This is a genomic window from Streptomyces hazeniae, assembly GCF_031845485.1.
In the GTDB taxonomy this organism is placed as follows: Bacteria; Actinomycetota; Actinomycetes; order Streptomycetales; family Streptomycetaceae; genus Streptomyces; species Streptomyces hazeniae.
The window spans coordinates 1-16713 of record NZ_JAVREQ010000029.1; the positions used below are offsets into that span (position 1 = coordinate 1).

Below are 16713 nucleotides of genomic sequence, written 5' to 3' on the forward strand. Positions count from 1 at the left end.
CCCCACCCCCCTCCCGTAGCCCGCCTCTACACCCGCACCACCACGACACCAGCCATCCGGCACGACACCCACACCCGGGCCCGGCGATGCCGCCCAGCCGGACCACATCCCGGCCCCGGCCAACCCCACGGCACGACAAGGGTTTTCCCCGATTTCACTTCTTCCGCATCTTTCCGATGCTCACCCACGGGGTCACGGTGGCCCCGCCCCCTGCTCGTGGCCTTGCAGGGGTGGAGAGGAAGGAGGGCTGGGATGCCGAAGCTCAGACGCGTGGCCGCGTCGGTGGCGGTTCTCGCCCTGTCGGTGTCCGGCGCCGCATTCGCCGGAGGAGCCGCGCAGGCCGACGCCCCCGGTGCCGCGCCGGGCGCCGGGGAGGTCACGGCCACCGCGGCCGTGCCGGACATCTCGCTCGCGAACGTCAAGTCGCACCTGACCGAGTTCCAGAGCATCGCCGACGCCAACGGCGGGAACCGGGCACACGGCGAGCCGGGCTACAAGGCGTCCGTGGACTACGTCCGCGGGAAGCTGGACGCCGCCGGCTACGACACCACCCTCCAGACGTTCAGCTACTTCGGCGAGACCGGCTACAACCTGATAGCCGACTGGCCGGGCGGCGACCCGGAGCAGGTGCTCATGGCGGGCGCCCACCTGGACAGCGTGAGCGCCGGGTCCGGCATCAACGACAACGGCACCGGGTCGGCGGGCATCCTGGAGGTCGCGCTCGAAGTCGCGCGTCAGGACCACCAGCCGGACAAGCACCTGCGGTTCGCCTGGTGGGGCGCCGAGGAGCTGGGCCTGGTCGGCTCCGAGCACTACGTGGACACCCTGTCGTCCGCCGAGCGCCAGAAGATCGCCGGCTACTACAACTTCGACATGATCGGCTCGTCCAACGGCGGCTATTTCGTCTACGACGGCGACAACTCCGACGGCACCGGCTCCGGGCCCGGACCGGACGGCTCCGCGCACCTGGAGGACGTGCTGGAGGAGTACTTCGCCACCATCGACGTCCCCACCCGCGGCACCGACTTCGACGGCCGGAGCGACTACGGACCGTTCATCCGGGTCGGCATCCCGGCCGGCGGCACGTTCACCGGGGCGGAGGGCCGCAAGACGCAGTCCGAGGCGAACATGTGGGGCGGCAGCGCAGGACAGGCGTACGACCCGTGCTACCACCGCAGTTGCGACGACCTCGGCAACATCGACGACACCGTGCTGAACCGCAACGCCGACGCCGTCGCCTACGCGATGTGGACGGTCGGCGGGCAGCGGTCCGCGAACGACTTCAGCGTCTCCCTGTCGCCCGCCTCCGGCACCCTCGAGGCCGGCGCGTCGGCGACCACCACCGTGGCGACCGCCACCACCCGGGGCAGCGCGCAGACGGTGGCGCTCTCCGCACAGGGCCTGCCCGACGGCGTCACCGCGAGCTTCTCCCCCGCGACCGTCACCTCCGGCGAGTCCTCGACGCTGACCCTCACCGCCGCCGCCGACGCGCCCTCATCGAGCGCCACGGTCACCGTCACCGGCGACGGCAGCGAGTCCACCACCAGCGCCGGCTACGCCCTCACCGTGAACGGCACCTCCGCATGCTCCGCCGACAACGGCGCGAACGGCACGCTGAGCAGCGGCGGCAGCGCGATCCAGCCCGACGGCAGCTACTTCCAGGCCCCCGCCGGCACCCACACCGCCTGCCTCGACGGCCCCGACGGCACCGACTTCGACCTCTACCTCCAGAAGTGGAACGGCTGGAACTGGGCCGACGTCGCCGGCTCCACCAGCGCCGGCCCCGACGAGAACATCGACTACAGCGGCTCGTCGGGCTACTACCGCTACCGCGTCCACGCCTACAGCGGCTCGGGCTCCTACAGCCTCGGCTGGAACACCCCCTGACCGGACGGCCGGGCCCGGTGACGAGGGCCCGGCCGCACCCCCCATGCACCACCGCACCACCGCACCACGGCACCACCGCACGACGGCAACGCAGCACGATCTCGCGGGCCGTGCCCCCGCACGGCCCGACCCCACACATCCGAGTGAGGAAGCATGCTGCACAGAAACCACCCCGCACCCCCGCCCCGCGCGAGACGCGGGCTGCTCGCGGCGTCCCTGACCGCACTGTTCGCGGCCGGCGCCCTGGCCGCCCCCGCTCAGGCGGCCGAGGGCGAAATCCGAGCCGCGAACAGCCCCGACCGCGTCGAGGGCCGCTACATCGTCGTCCTGGACGGCAACCCCTCGGTCGTCGACCGGGCCGAGCAGCTCACCGACCAGCACGGCGGCAAGGTGACGCGCACCTTCTCCACCGCGCTCGACGGGTTCGCCCTGAAGGGCGACGAGAAGGCCGCCGGCGCCATCGCCGCCGCCCCGGGCGTCGCCTACGTCGAGGCCGACCAGCGTGTCGAGGCCACCGGCACGCAGAGCAACCCGCCGTCCTGGGGCCTGGACAGAATCGACCAGGCGCAGCTGCCGCTGGACGACAGCTACAGCTACCCGGACACGTCCTCCGGGGTGACCGCCTTCATCATCGACACCGGCATCCGCGTCTCCCACGAGGACTTCGGCGGCCGGGCGACCTGGGGCTACAACTCCACCGGAGACGGCCAGAACACCGACTGCAACGGCCACGGCACCCATGTCGCCGGCACCACCGCGGGTGACGACTTCGGCGTCGCCAAGGAGGCCGACCTGGTCGCCGTGAAGGTCCTCGGCTGCGACGGCAGCGGCACCAACGCCGGCGTCATCGACGGCGTCGACTGGGTCACCCAGAACGCCTCCGGGCCGTCCGTCGCCAACATGAGCCTCGGCGGCGGCAACTCCCCCGCCCTGGACGACGCGGTGCAGCGCTCCATCGCCTCCGGCATCACCTACGCCGTCGCCGCGGGCAACAACAGCCAGAACGCCTGCACCGGCTCCCCGAACCGGGTGCCCGAGGCGATCACCGTCGGCGCCACGACCATCGACGACAGCCGGTCGTACTTCTCCAACTACGGCTCCTGCCTCGACATCTTCGCGCCGGGCAGCGACATCACCTCCGCCTGGATCGGCAGCGACACCGACACCAACTCCATCAGCGGCACGTCGATGGCGTCCCCGCACGTCGCGGGCGCAGCGGTGCTGGTGGTCGGTGCCAACCCGTCCTGGTCGCCCCAGCAGGTGCGCGACTACCTGGTGCAGAACGCCACGACCGGTGTGGTCTCCGACGCCGGCAGCGGCTCCCCCAACCGCCTCCTGCGCGTGGTGGGCGACGGCACCCCGCCCGACCCCGACCCCGAGCCGGGCGCCTGCTCGGACTACGCCAAGACCAAGAACGGCACGCTGAGCAGCGGCGGCAGCGCGATCCAGCCCGACGGCAGCTACTTCCAGGCCCCCGCCGGCACCCACACCGCCTGCCTCGACGGCCCCGACGGCACCGACTTCGACCTCTACCTCCAGAAGTGGAACGGCTGGAACTGGGCCGACGTCGCCGGCTCCACCAGCGCCGGCCCCGACGAGAACATCGACTACAACGGCTCCTCCGGCTACTACCGCTACGAGGTCCACGCCTACAGCGGCTCCGGGAGCTACACCCTGGGATACGAGACACCGTGACCCGGTGACCCAGCCCTGAACGCAGGGCGTCGGCGCGCGCTCCCCCGCCCGCCGGCGCCCTGCGCACGTCCCGCCACACCGCACCGGAAGCGCCGGGCCGCCGGTCCCGGTTCGACCCGCACCGAAACACCCGCACCCCGCACCCCGCGCAGGTGATGGCATCCGGTGATAACCCCTTCCCGCCCCTCCAGGTCAGCGCGACGCCGCACACCCCGGCAGCGGGCGAAGCGCAACGTTTCGATGAACGGGCATTGAGTCCCGGAAACCGGATGGTTAACCTCAGCGCGCCGTCCCGCTCGTGCTGGAGGGGGAGCCCGTTGACCGACCACGCCGCCGACACCACCCAGCAGATCACCCAGACACCCCAGACCGGCCCGCACCGCCCGCCCGTGGGCCGCACCGCACTGCTCGCCGCGCTCGAAGCCCGCGTCGCCGCCGGCGGCAGCGCCGTCCTGACCGGCCCCAGCGGCATCGGCAGGTCCACCGTGCTGGAAGCCGTCGCGGCCTCCGCCACCGCCCGCGGCGAACTGGTGCTGCGCGCCTCCGGCGCGGAGACGGAACGCTGGCTGCCGTACGCCGGCCTGGCCGACCTCCTCGGCCAGGTGCCCGTCGGTCTGCTCGCCGCTCTCCCCGAGCCCCAACGCTCGGCCCTGTACGGGGTGTTGCTGCGCGACCGGCAGACCACCGACGCCGGCGGACAGGGGCAGTCCGTGTGCCGACTCGCCTGGCGCGGCCTGCTCGGCCGGTGTGCCGCCGACCGGCCGGTGCTGCTCGTCGTCGACGACGCGCAGTGGCTGGACGGCCCGACCGTGGACGCCCTGCGCTACGCGGCCCGCCGCCTCACCGGGCTCGGCGTACGGGCCGTCACCGCCGGCCGGTGGCCGGAGGGCATGGCCGCGGGCGACGGCGGCAGCGCCACCTGGACGCCCACCCCCGCCTCCGTCGTCGTCCCGCTGCCCCCGCTCGCGCCCGACGAACTCGCCGAACTCTTCGCCCAGTACGGCCTCCCCGCCCGCGTCGCGAACACCCTGCACGCCGACTCCGGCGGCAATCCCTACCTCGCGCTCGCGCTGGCGGGGGCGTTCACCGACCGCATCCCCCGCCACTGGCGGCCCGCACCGCTGCCGCAGCGCGTGCACGACATGATCAGCGAACGGCTGGCCACGCTGCCCGACCGCGCCCGGGAGACGCTGCTCACCGCCGCGTTCGCCACCCGCCCCACCGTCGACCTGCTGCGCCGTGCCGGGCGTGCCGAGGCCGAGCACGACATCCGGCTCGCCGCCGCGGCCGGGCTGCTCGTCGCCGAGGGCGGCACCGTCCGCTTCACGCCCCCGGCGGTCGGCACGGTGCTCGCCGAGCACGCCGCCGCGGCGCACCGCGCGGAGGTGCACACCGCGCTGGCCGCCGTGGTCCCCGACGCCGCGGGCCGGGTACGGCACCGCGCGCTCGCCGCGCCGGGCCCGGACGCCGCGCTGGTCCGTTCACTGGTGACCGCCGCCGAGGCCGCCGCCCGGCAGGGCTCGCACCGGATGGCGGCCGAGCTGTACCTGCTCGCGGCCGACCGTACGCCCGCCGAACCGGCCGGGCAGAGCGCCCGCCTGGAGTGGCTGGTCGCCGCCGCCGAGGCGGGCGCCTCGGCGGCGCTGCCCGCGCTGGTGCACCGCGCCGCCGACGCCGTGCTCGCCGCGGACGCCTCGCGCGCCCAGCGCACGCGGGTGCGGATCGCGCTGCTGGACCTGTCCGGGCAGGGGCTGTCCGAGATGGACGAGGTGTTCGCCGCCGCGCTGCTGGACGCCGACGGGGACCCCGCGCTGATGGGCCCGCTGCGGCTGCGGATCTCGTGGTCGGCGCTGGTCGACGGGCGCCCCGAACGCAGCGGGCGGGAGGCCGACGCCGCGGCCGGGCACGCCCGTGCCGCGGGCGACACCACCACCGAGGCGATGGCCCTCGGCGTCCGGGCGACCGTATCGGTGATCACGGGCCGCGACGACCACCGGGCGGTGCTCGACCGCGCCCTGCGCCTGCCCGAACCGCCGCTGAACGGCTGGCTGCACGCGTCCCCCCGGTTCGTCGCCGCCCGCTTCGCGGTGTTCGAGGACCGGTTGGCCGAGGCCCGCGAGGAACTGCTGCGCATGCTGGCGCTGGTGGAGCGCGGCTCGGGCGAGGAGGTGGTGCACGTGCTGCGCAGCCTGGCCGAGGTGTCGGTGCGGACGGGCCGCTGCCGGGACGCCCTGGACTTCGCCGACCGCGCGGTGCGGATCACCGAGGAGGCGTCGCTCAGCCCGGGGCCCGCCTGGTGGGACGCGGCCGTCGCCGAACTCGCCGGGGGCAGCGTCGGACGCGCCGTGGCGTACGCGGAGAGCGGGCTGCGGGCCTCCACGCAGGAGCGGGACGCCATATACCGCGGCCGCCACCTGCATGTGCTGGGCCAGGCACGGATGCGCGGCGGCGACGTGCGGGGCGGCGTGGAGACGCTGCTGCGCATCGAGACCCTGGAGCGCGGGCAGGGCGTGTGCTCGCCGCTGGCGCTGCGCTGGCACGGCGACCTGGCGTCCGGGCTGGCGGCGCTGGGCGAGACCGACCGGGCCGAGGAGGTGATCCGCGCCGCACGGGCGGCCGTGGGCTCCCGTGCCCGCGGGGTGGGCGTCACCGCACAGCTCGACCGCGCCGAGGCCGCCGTCCGAGCCGCGCGCGGCGACGCGGACACGGCGCTGGAGCTGCTGGGGGACGCGGCGCGGCGGTTCGAGGAGCTGGGCCAGCCGCTGGAGCGTGGCCACTGCCTGCTGGAACGTGCCCGTGTCGACCGGCGTCGGCGTCGGCACGCCGCCGCCCGGGCCGCCGTGGCGGAGGCGCTGGAGCTGTTCACCGAGTGCGGTGCCCGGCCGTGGGCGGAGCAGGCGGGGCGCAGCCTCGACCGGCTCGGGGCGGGTACGTCTCCCGCCCGGCAGGGCACCGGGGCCCACGAGGACCGTGACCCGGCGCCGCGCCGCGTGCTGACGGACAACGAGGCCCGCATCGCGGCCCTGGTCGGCGAGGGGGCGACCAACCAGGAGGTGGCGGCGCGGATGTTCCTGAGCGTCAAGACCATCGAGGCGTCGCTGACCCGCATCTACCGCAAGCTCGGCATCCGGTCCCGCACCCAGCTCGGCACGTGGCTGCGCTCGGGTGCGGGACGTGCGGACGCCGGCGTCACCTCCTCGGAGTGAGCCCCCCTGCGTGGTAGCGGGCTCCGGCGTTCCAGAGGATGAAGGAGTCCATCCCGTTGTCGCGGGCCGCCTTCACCTGCGCCGCCACCTCGTCGTCGCCGTAGGCGACGCCGAGCGAGAAGTCCTGGAGCCACGGCACGATCACGGCACCGCTGCCCTTCGCCTGCTTCTCGAAGTCCGCCAGCGACCGCTTCACGATCTTGTACGGGTCGGCGTTGGGGTTCGACACGCCGTACTCGCCGGCCGCCCAGTGCGAGGGGTAGACCATGGGCGCGATGTAGTCGGAGTGCTCGGCCATGGCCGGGATGTCCTGCGCGATCTCCGTCGGGCGGGTGGCCGCCACCCCGAAGACGCAGGCGCCGAGGAACGCGCCCTCGGGGCGCACCCGTTCACGGGTCTCGGCCATGAAGGAGGCGATCCTCTCCGTCGGCTTCCGGTCGCCGAGCCCAGGGAAGGTGAAACTGCTCATCCGGCCGTCGGGGCGGCGCACGTAGTCGTACAGGATGTCGTCGAAGCCGAGTTCGGCGGCCTCCACGGCGAGGTCCATGTTGTACTCGCGGACCTCCTCGTTCGCGAAGTTGGTGAACGACAGCTTCCCGTAGTGCCCGCCGCCCCCGTACGGGGCGCCGTTCGCGTCCTGCACCACGCGCTCGCGGGCACCGGACTTCCAGGACGCCCTGGCCAGGATCGGGTCGCGGAAGGCGACGATGCGGCCCACCACGCGCACGTCCCGCTCGTGGAGTTCGCGGAGGGCCTTCTTCGCGTCGTAGTAGCCCTTGGCGGCTCCGATCTTCCGCGCCAGCGGGACCTGCGAGTCGTAGCCGATCTCGCCGTCCTCGTCCTTGATGTCGAGCTGGACGGCGTTGATCCGCCCCTCCTCGGCCATCTTCAGGATGGGATCGCGCAGGGCCTTCGACGTCCAGCCGATGGCCGTGATGTGCACGGCCCGGGTGTCGGGGTAGGGCACGAGAACCGTGGCGTTCTCGGCCGTCTCGTTGCCGCCCTCGTCGACCGCACGGACCTCGACCTCGGGGGCGGGTTCGGCCAGGCGGTGGGAGAACGCGCCGTCGTCGCCGACCTTCACCTCCGCCCCGCCGACGGTGACCGTCCGCGCGCCCTCGACGTGTCCGCGGATGGTCGCGGGCGCGCGCAGCGACTCGGCCTGCGCCTTCTCGATGGTCAGGCGCGGCGCGGTGGTGTCGACGGTGAAGGAGCGCCGGGTGGTCTGCGTGAGGCCGAGGTTCCCGTCGGCGGCGACGGTCAGTTCGTGCGCGCCGTCGTCCAGCCCGGGCGTCTCGACGAGGAGGCGGTCGCCGTCCCGACGGGTCTTCGCGGGCTCGCCGTCGAGGGAGACGGTGAGGCCGTCCAGCGACGTGCCGCCCTGCGCGACCAGTTCCAGGCGGCCGTTCTTCGTCTCCGCGCCGTTCAGCACACCGCCGTTCTCCAGACCCGCCACGCGTATCTGGGGCGGGACGGACCGGAACGCGAAGGCGGCCAGGCCCGCGCAGCCGACCACCACCAGCATGACGGCGAGGATCGCGAGACGTCTGCGGCCGAGGACCTGGACGAAGCTCCTGCGCCTTCCCGCTCCGGGTGGACTGGTCTGCACGCGCGATCACCTGCCGTTCGAGGGGACATGTCTGACGTGACGTCAGCCTGAACAGGGCTGCCGCCTCGGACGATTCGACCGCTCGACTCCCGGCAACAATGCCACTGTCGTCTCTTCATACTTCCCTGGCGCGGCAGGAGGCCAATCATGGTTCGTCCACTCCGGCTCGGCGCGGCGGCAGCCGCGGCCGCGCTCCTGACCCTCGCGGGATGCGCCGGGAACACCGCACCGGACGAGCCGGAGGACCGGAAAGCGGAACGCGCGCCAGGTGCGGCGGACACGGCCGGCGGCGAACGGGACAGCCCGTCGCCGTCCCCCTCCGCGCCCGACCCGGCCGCCGTCGACGCCGACGAACTCGGCGCCGTACCGGTGCTGATGTACCACCAGATCGTCGACGATCCGCAGAGCGTCTACGACCGCACCCCCGAGGACTTCCGCGCCGAACTGGAACGCCTCGCCCGCGAGGACTACGTCCCGGTCACGGCCCGCGCACTGACCGGCGGCCGCATCGACATCCCCGCGGGCACCCACCCCGTCGTCCTCACCTTCGACGACTCCACCGTCAGCCAGCTCGCGCTCGACGCCTCCGGGAAGCCGAAGCCGGACACCGCCGTCGCCGTCCTCCACGACGTCGCGGCGAAGCACCCGGACTTCCGCCCGGTCGCGACCTTCTTCGTCAACGGCGACCCGTTCGCCGAACCCGGCGGGCAGCGCACGCTGGGCTGGCTGCACGACCACGGCTTCGAGATCGGCAACCACACCCTGCGGCACACCACCCTCGGCACGGTCTCCGGCTCCGAGGTCCAGCGCGCCGTCGCCCGCAACCAGAAGGCCATCACCGACGCCCTCCCGGACGACGTCACCGTGGACTCCCTCGCCCTGCCCAACGGCTCGATGCCCTCCGACGCCGGGCTCGCCGTCGAGGGCTCCTCCGGCGACACCGACTACCGGCACGCCGGGGTCTACCTGGTCGGCGCCAACCCCGCGCCGTCCCCCTTCTCCTCGGACTTCGACCCGGCGGCGATCCCCCGCATCCGCTCCCAGGGCCCGGACGGCCCCGACGCGAACTTCGCCTCCGCCTCCTGGCTCGACAAGCTCGCGGACGGCACCGTCGCCCGCTACACCTCCGACGGCGACCCGGACCGCGTCTCCTTCCCCGCCGACCGCGAGCCCTCCCTCGCCGCCCCCTTCGAGAACCGCGCCCAGCCGTACTGACCGTGCGGGCTTCCCCGCTCGACCACGAGACGGACACCGGCCCAAGACTGCGCACCTACGCCGCAGCGGGCGTCCCCGTGTACGTGCTCCTCAACCGCGAGGACGGGCACGCCTACGCGTACACGGAACCGGTCGTCACGGCGGGTGGCTCGACCCGCAGCCACTCCACGGCGGTCACCTCCGTCGAATTCGGCGGCAAGCTGAACCTCCCTGCCCCCTACCCGCCCCTGGACACGGGCTTCCTCGCTCCCCGACTGAACGCCCCGCTCCCACGGAGTGCCCCCGGCGCGCAGCCGGGGTGTGGAACGATGCCCGGCGACAAGGCGACGGCGGAACGAGGAAGCCGGTGCGAATCCGGCGCGGTCCCGCCACTGTGATCGGCGAGCGGATCCCGGACAGGCCACTGCCCCCGGCGGGGCGGGAAGGCCGGGACGAGCAGCGACCCGAGAGCCAGGAGACTCCCCGCGGTCGCCCCTCGACGAACCGGGGCGGACTTCCCCGGAGGGGAGCGTGGGCAGCATGCCCGGGAGGTCGTCCGAACAGGTGCCGTGCCGCGTCACGGTGTGCCGGGACTGCTGCTGCGGCAGCCACAAAATCACCGGCGTGGACCACGCCGAACAGCTCGCGCGGCTGCGGCAGGAGGCGCCCGTGCGGGTGTCCGAGTGCCTGGACGTGTGCGACCAGGCGAACGTGGTCGTGGTGCAGCCGTCGGCCGAGGGGCGCGCCGCGGGCGGACGTCCCGTCTGGCTGGCGCTGGTCAACAGCGCCGAGGCGACCGAGGACGTCGCCGCCTGGCTCCGGGCCGGCGGCCCGGGGGTCGCTCCCCCGCCCGCCGTTCTCGACCTGCACACCTTCACCCCACCGCGCCGTGCCACGGAACCCGGGTCGGCGGCGGCCCCGCTGCCCGGCGACGCACGCTGAGGTGAGGATCCGGCGGAGACGTATGCGGTGACAACGGGCCGTAGGTGATCTTTCCGCGCGTCCCTCGCTCGGCCGCTGCCTACACTGGTCGGCGCGCCACGCAGGGTACGGAACGGGGAGACGCATGACGACGCACGGGGGCGGATTCTCGGCGAGCGCCGCATCCATCGACGGCAGTTCACACCTGCTCCTCGAGGTCGCGGGACTCCTCCACGCCGGACGGATGGACGGCGAGAACGCCACGATGTGCCGGGTGCCGCGGTCGCATCCCGAGGTGGCGGAGTCCGTGCACCGGTTCGCGACGTTCGCCCGCGACCAGTACGCCGACGCCGTCCTGCTGCTGGCCGCCCTCGCGACGAAGCTCGAGGCGACGGGCCACGCCTACGCCCGCGCGGACGAGGACTCCCAGCGGGCCCTGGACGGCATCCTGCAGTCCGGGCGGCTCGTCGACCCCGAGGACAGGTGACCGCGATGGCCCACCGAGCCGACGTCGCGTTCCTCGCCGACGCCAACCCGGCGCTCATCGAGCGCAACGCCGACGAGTTCGCGCGGCTGCACCGGCTCGCCGACTCGACGGACGACGCCTTCCTCAAGGCCGGCCGCGTCGACTGGGTCAGCACGTCGCAGCAGCACTACGTGAAGCGCCTGGACGAGGCGAAGCAGCTCGTGGACGGCCTGTCGGCCGGTTTCCGCAAGGCCTGGCAGGCGCTGGCCGACTACGCCGAGGCCGTGACGACGGCGCAACGCCACTTCGACGACGGCGAGTTCTCCGAACGGAAGCTGGCCGAGGTCGTCGCACGGGAGTCGACCCTGCTCACGCGTCTGACCGGTGCGCAGAGCCCGATGCGGGAGTGGGAGGATCTGCGCGACTCCTCCGGCCTGCTGGACCGGATCGGTGAGATCGGCGTCGACGTCGACGCGATCCGGGAGGACGCCGAACGCCACTACCGGCAGGCGAACGACGCCTACGAGGACGCGCAGCGCGTCGAGTCGGAGGCGCGGAGCCGCTGCCTCGCCGAGCTGCGGACGGCGTACGCCTCGCTCCCCGAGTTCCGCGGCGGCTCCGGCGACTCCGCGGAGATCCTGGGCAGTCTCGGCCTTCTCCGGGAGGAGACGCGGCAGGCCGCGGACGACCCCCACGCGCAGCTTCCCGGCACCGGCGTCAAGACCGACGCGATCCCGTCCCTCAGCGACGCGCGCGTCGTGAACGAGAAGCTGGAGCGCATCCGGTCACTGGCGGCGGAACACCCCGACGCGAAGGGCATCAGCTACCTCCTGCCCTCGGACTCGGAGGAGACCCTCCGGGCCTACGTCGACGCCAACAGCGCGCTGATCAGGGCCGCCGCCCACCACTCCGGGCTGCCGCCCGAGATGGTCGCGGGCATCGCGTGGCAGGAGGTCGGGGGCGCGCCGGCGGTGGTGGACGACGTGGCCGACGAGGTGCGGCAGCTCGTGCCCGGCACCGGGGAGGCCGACCAGACGTCGATGGGGCCGCTCGCCGTGCAGGTCCGGCGCGGCGCCGAGGTCCTCGGCTACGACCCGCACCACCTCACCGACGACCAGCGGGCGCGGGTCGAGGACGCGATCAAGGACCCGGCGCAGAACGTCTTCATCGCCTCCGAGTACCTGGCGCAGATGAAGGCGGAGAGCGGCTTCGCGGACGTGCCGGCCGAGCAGATGACACGTGCGCAGATGCAGGAGCTCGCCGCGCGGTACAACGGCGGGCCGTACTGGCGGAGCGACGACGCCCAGGCCTACGCGCGCCGCTTCGACGCCCGGCTGGACGAGGCGACGGCGCCGCTCCGCTGACCGGCGCCGGGGGCTCGGCAGCCGCCGGGACGGTCCCGTCAGGCCGTACGGCCGACGGACCGGCGGTGGATCTCGTGGAGTTCGTCGGCACACCTCCGGTCAGCAGCAGCCGGAGGCTCCCGGCAGCGTGCGCTTGTTGCGGGAGGCGGCGTTGCGAGCCGCGAGGTCGGCGTCCGCGGGGTAGCCGACCTCCTCGAGGGTGAGGCCGTGCGGGCGGACGACGTGGACGGCGGAGTCGCGGACGCCCGCCGCGAGGACCTTGCCGGGCCACTCGGAGGGCCGGTGACCGTCGCCGACGAACAGCATCGCGCCGACCAGCGACCGGACCATGTTGTGGCAGAACGCGTCCGCCAGGACGGTCGCTTCCAGGACGCCGTCGGGCTGCCGGACCCAGTGCAGCCGCCGGAGGGTGCGGATGGTGGTGGCGCCCTCGCGCTTCTTGCAGTAGGCGGCGAAGTCGTGTTCGCCGAGCAGCGCGTCGGCGGCGGCGTTCATCGCGTCGAGGTCCAGGGGCCAGTTGTGCCAGAGCACGTGGCCGCGGCGCAGCGGGTCGACGCCCCCGGGATGGTCGCAGACGCGGTACGCGTAGCGCCGCCAGATGGCGGAGAAGCGCGCGTCGAAGTGGGGCGGCGCCTCGGCGACCCGGTGCACGCGGACGTCCATGGGCAGCCGTCCGGCGAGGCGGCGCAGCAGTTGGCCGCCCTGCTCGGCCCACAGGTCCGCGGGAAGGTCGACGTGGGCGACCTGGCCGCGGGCGTGGACGCCCGCGTCGGTGCGGCCGGCGACGGTGAGCGGCGGTGCGGCGTCCAGGCGCAGCACGACACGCAGCGCGTCCTCGATCTCCTGCTGGACGGTGCGCTGCCCGCCCTTCTGGCGGGCCCAGCCGGAGAAGTCCTTGCCGTCGTAGCTCAGGTCGAGCCGTACCCGGACGAGGCCGGGCTCCACGTCGTCACTCACGCACCCGATCCTCTCACCACGCCCCGGCGCGCGTGACGGCCCTCCGCGCCCGTTCCTTACTCGGGGGTAGGCATCGTCGGGAGTTCTTGCTATACAGGTCGTCAACAAGCCAGGGCCGGATCACGACGACGCGCATCAGGGAGCCCAGCATGGCAGGCAGCACCGTTCGGCCGGAGAACGGAGCCGACGCACGGCCCCGCGAGGACCACCTCGCGCAGCGGCTGCTCGACTCCTCCGCCCGGCTCTCCTACGACCCGGCCACCGAGGTCGACTGGGAGACGCCCCTCGACGAGGACTTCCACGGCGCCAGCCCCGAGTGGAGCACGCTCTACGGGACGCCGTACTGGAACGAGCTGACCGAGGCGCAACGCAAGGAGCTGACCCGGCAGGAGGCCGCGTCGGTGGCCAGCACCGGCATATGGTTCGAGATGATCCTCCAGCAGATGGTGCTCCGGGACATCTACGCCAAGGACCCGACGGACGAGACGGTGCAGTGGGCGCTCACCGAGATCGCCGACGAGTGCCGCCACTCCCTCATGTTCGCCCGCGGCGCGAAGAAGCTGCGCGCTCCCGCCTACCGCCCGCACCGCGTCGCCGTCGAACTCGGCCGCGCCTTCAAGACCGTCGCCTTCGGCGAGGCCGCGTACGCCGCGATCCTCGTCGCCGAAGAGGTCCTCGACGTGATGCAGCGCGACTGGATGCGCGACGAACGGGTCGTGCCGTTCGTGCGCACCATCAACAACATCCACGTCGTCGAGGAGTCCCGGCACATGAAGTTCGCCCGGGACGAGACCCGTCGGCACCTCGCGCGCGCCGGCCGCACCCGCCGCACGATCCACGCCTTCGTCATCGCGGTCGCCGCGTACGTGATCGTCACCAGCATGGTGCACCCCGAGGTCTACGCGAACGCCGGCCTCGACGAGGAGCGGGCGGTCCGCGAGGCGAAGACCAACGAGCACCACAAGGCGATGATGCGCTCCAGCTGCTCGGGCCTGATGGAGTTCCTCTCCTCCTGCGGTCTGCTCACCAAGCCGGCGCTGGTCTTCTACCGGCGCGCCCACCTGATCTGAGCGGACCCCATGGCCTACGCGATCACCCAGACCTGCTGCAACGACGCCGCCTGCGTGGCCGTCTGCCCGGTGAACTGCATCCGCCCGACGCTGCAGGAACGGGCCTTCGGCAGCACCGAGATGCTGCACATCGACCCGCGGACCTGCATCGACTGCGGTGCCTGCGCGGACGCCTGCCCGGTGGAGGCGGTCTTCCCCGTGGACCGGCTGCCTCCGGCGCAGCAGGAGTACGCCGACCTCAACGCCGCGTACTTCGCGGACGCCGCCTCCCCCGGCGGGACGGCCGACCACGGCCCCGTCTTCCACGCCTGGGGCCGGCCGACGTTCGACCGCACGCTGCCGTCCGACTTCGGGCCGCTGCGGGTGGCCGTGGTCGGCACCGGGCCGGCGGGCATGTACGCCGCCGAGGACCTGCTGCTGCACACGCCGGCCGAGGTCACGCTGATCGACCGGCTGCCCACGGCCGGCGGCCTCGTGCGGTACGGCGTGGCGCCCGACCACCTCTCCACCCGCAGGATCGGCGCGTCCTTCGCGCGGCTCCACACCCACCCCCGCGTGCGGATGCACCTGGGGCTGGAGGCCGGCCGGGACGTCACCGCGGACGAACTCGCCGCCCACCACGACGCGGTCGTCTGGGCCGTGGGCGCCTCCGCCGACCGCCGGGTCGGCATCCCCGGCGAGGACCTCGACGGCAGCATCCCGGCGACCACCTTCGTCTCCTGGTACAACGGCCACCCGGACGTGGCCCCGGACGCCGTCGACCTGTCCGCCGAGCGCGTCGTGGTCGTCGGCAACGGCAACGTCGCGCTCGACGTCGCCCGCATCCTCGTCACCGAACCGGAGCAGCTGGCCGCCACCGAGATCGCCGGGCACGCGCTGGCCGCGCTCCGGCGCAGCCGCGTGCGGGAGGTGGTCGTGCTCGGGCGGCGCGGACCTGAGGACGCGGCGTACACCCGGTCGGAGCTGGCCGCACTGCGGCACCTGCCGGGCGTGGACCTGGTCCTGGACGCCCACGACCCCCGGGTGGGCGCGGCGGTCGACGCGGCCACCGGGACGCACGGCACGGCGGGCGTGCTGCGCGGCATGACGCGGGAGGCCGTGGACTGGACGCGGCCCCCGGCAGGGGACGCGCGGCGCATCGTCTTCCGCTTCCACTCGGCGCCGGTGGAGGTCTGCGGCGCGGGCGGGGCGGTGCGCGCGATTCGTGTTTCGGGGCCGCACGGTGACGTGGCGCTCCCCACCGGCACGGTCCTCCGGGCGGTCGGCCACCGGGGGAGGCCGGTCGCCGGGCTCCCCTTCGACGAGGCCACCGGAACGGTGCCGCACGAGGGCGGCCGCGTGTCCGGCCGTCCGGGCAGCTACGTGGTGGGATGGATCAAGCGGGGGGCGTCCGGGGGGATCGGGGCGAACCGCGCGTGTGCGGCGGAGACCGTGGGGACGCTGCTGGCCGACGCGGTCGCCGGTGCGCTTCCCTCGCTGGGCCGCTCCCCGCGTGCGTTCACCCGGCTGGCCCGCCGCCGTCGCCGACGGTGAGGTCTCCCCTCGCCCCCGGCCCGCATGCGAACGGGCCCGCACCCCTCGGGGGTGCGGGCCCGTTCGCAGTTGCGGGGCGCGTCAGGCGTCCTTGGACTCCTCGGCGGCCTCGTCGGCAGCCTCGTCCTTGGTGACGTCGACCTTCTCCGCGTCGGCGGCCTTCTTCTCGTCGGCCTCCTTCACGGACCGCTTCGTCGCCGCCTCGGCCTCGCCGACAGCCGTCTGCTGCACGGTGAGGGCCTCCACCAGCTCGATGACCGCCATCGGGGCGTTGTCGCCGCGGCGGTTACCGATCTTGGTGATGCGGGTGTAGCCACCCGGACGGTTCTCGTAGCGGGGACCGATCTCGGTGAAGAGCGTGTGCACGACGCCCTTGTCCAGGATCGTGCGCATGACCTGGCGGCGGTTGTGAAGGTCGCCCTTCTTCGCCTTGGTGATCAGACGCTCCGCGACCGGGCGCAGGCGGCGGGCCTTCGCCTCGGTGGTGGTGATGCGGCCGTGCTCGAAAAGGTCGGTGGCGAGGTTCGCCAGCATGGCCTTCTGGTGCGCGGCGCTGCCGCCCAGACGGGCACCCTTGGTGGGCTTCGGCATGGTGCTTCTCCTTGGTTACTGCACCGGCCGTGTCAGGTACCGGTGTCAGGGGTCCGTACGGACGGGCCGTCCGCACGGGCCCGGGACGGTCGGCGTACCGCCGCCCCGGAGCCGGCCGGTGGGAGCCGGCCGGTCGCCCGGCCCGGAGGCCGGAAGTCGTGCTGCGGGCGGCCGCAGCGCGTGCCGCCCGCTCGCCGCTCTCGGGCCGGTCCCGGCGTCC

At 73.8% G+C, this 16713-nt stretch carries 12 protein-coding genes, 1 pseudogene and 1 riboswitch; of the genes and pseudogenes, 10 read left to right on the plus strand and 3 right to left on the minus strand.

Annotated elements, in window-relative coordinates:
* Positions 1 to 252: 252 nt before the first annotated feature.
* The 3 genes from RM572_RS24765 to RM572_RS24775 all read left to right on the plus strand — a co-directional run bounded on the left by RM572_RS24765 (position 253) and on the right by RM572_RS24775 (position 6788).
* The gene (locus RM572_RS24765; protein ID WP_311675625.1) at positions 253 to 1887 is read left to right on the plus strand and encodes a M28 family metallopeptidase; all 1635 of its coding nucleotides are present in this window, start codon (positions 253 to 255) and stop codon (positions 1885 to 1887) included.
* 153 nt (positions 1888 to 2040) lie between these two features.
* Positions 2041 to 3582, plus strand: a complete 1542-nt coding sequence (locus RM572_RS24770) for a S8 family peptidase (RefSeq protein ID WP_311675626.1) — start codon at positions 2041 to 2043, stop codon at positions 3580 to 3582.
* A 317-nt stretch (positions 3583 to 3899) separates the two neighbouring features.
* On the plus strand, positions 3900 to 6788 hold the full coding sequence (locus RM572_RS24775; protein ID WP_311675627.1) for a helix-turn-helix transcriptional regulator: 2889 nt from the start codon (positions 3900 to 3902) through the stop codon (positions 6786 to 6788).
* Here RM572_RS24775 and RM572_RS24780 read toward each other — a convergent pair.
* Complete coding sequence (locus tag RM572_RS24780; RefSeq protein ID WP_311675628.1) at positions 6772 to 8397, minus strand: putative glycoside hydrolase; 1626 nt, start codon at positions 8395 to 8397, stop codon at positions 6772 to 6774. The genes RM572_RS24775 and RM572_RS24780 overlap by 17 nt on opposite strands.
* Positions 8398 to 8544: 147 nt before the next feature.
* Here RM572_RS24780 and RM572_RS24785 point away from each other — a divergent pair, with 147 nt between their 5' ends.
* The 5 genes from RM572_RS24785 (at position 8545) to RM572_RS24805 (ending at position 12342) form a co-directional block, all read left to right on the plus strand.
* A complete protein-coding gene (locus RM572_RS24785; protein WP_311675629.1) occupies positions 8545 to 9612 on the plus strand; it encodes a polysaccharide deacetylase family protein in 1068 nt (355 codons plus the stop codon).
* Between the two features lie 2 nt (positions 9613 to 9614).
* On the plus strand, positions 9615 to 9989 hold the full coding sequence (locus tag RM572_RS24790; protein WP_311675630.1) for a hypothetical protein: 375 nt from the start codon (positions 9615 to 9617) through the stop codon (positions 9987 to 9989).
* Positions 9950 to 10072: riboswitch (cobalamin riboswitch) on the plus strand. Its footprint overlaps the gene before it by 40 nt.
* A 59-nt stretch (positions 10073 to 10131) precedes the next feature.
* Positions 10132 to 10533, plus strand: a complete 402-nt coding sequence (locus RM572_RS24795; RefSeq protein WP_311675631.1) for a (2Fe-2S) ferredoxin domain-containing protein — start codon at positions 10132 to 10134, stop codon at positions 10531 to 10533.
* A gap of 124 nt (positions 10534 to 10657) precedes the next feature.
* Positions 10658 to 10999, plus strand: a complete 342-nt coding sequence (locus RM572_RS24800) for a hypothetical protein (protein ID WP_311675632.1) — start codon at positions 10658 to 10660, stop codon at positions 10997 to 10999.
* A 5-nt stretch (positions 11000 to 11004) separates the two neighbouring features.
* Positions 11005 to 12342 carry a hypothetical protein gene (locus RM572_RS24805; RefSeq protein ID WP_311675633.1) on the plus strand — a complete coding sequence of 446 codons (1338 nt, stop codon included), beginning with the start codon at positions 11005 to 11007 and terminating at the stop codon, positions 12340 to 12342.
* A 99-nt stretch (positions 12343 to 12441) separates the two neighbouring features.
* Here the strand turns inward: RM572_RS24805 and truA are convergent, their stop codons facing one another.
* On the minus strand, positions 12442 to 13299 hold the full coding sequence (gene truA / locus RM572_RS24810) for a tRNA pseudouridine(38-40) synthase TruA (protein ID WP_311675634.1): 858 nt from the start codon (positions 13297 to 13299) through the stop codon (positions 12442 to 12444).
* A 149-nt stretch (positions 13300 to 13448) separates the two neighbouring features.
* Between truA and RM572_RS24815 the strand changes: the two genes are divergently transcribed.
* The gene (locus RM572_RS24815; protein WP_311675635.1) at positions 13449 to 14369 is read left to right on the plus strand and encodes an AurF N-oxygenase family protein; all 921 of its coding nucleotides are present in this window, start codon (positions 13449 to 13451) and stop codon (positions 14367 to 14369) included.
* 9 nt (positions 14370 to 14378) lie between these two features.
* Positions 14379 to 15899, plus strand: a pseudogene (locus RM572_RS24820) (FAD-dependent oxidoreductase); the annotation flags it as partial.
* A gap of 84 nt (positions 15900 to 15983) precedes the next feature.
* Here the strand turns inward: RM572_RS24820 and rplQ are convergent.
* The gene (gene rplQ / locus RM572_RS24825) at positions 15984 to 16493 is read right to left on the minus strand and encodes a 50S ribosomal protein L17 (protein ID WP_311675637.1); all 510 of its coding nucleotides are present in this window, start codon (positions 16491 to 16493) and stop codon (positions 15984 to 15986) included.
* Between the last annotated feature and the right edge of the window lie 220 nt (positions 16494 to 16713).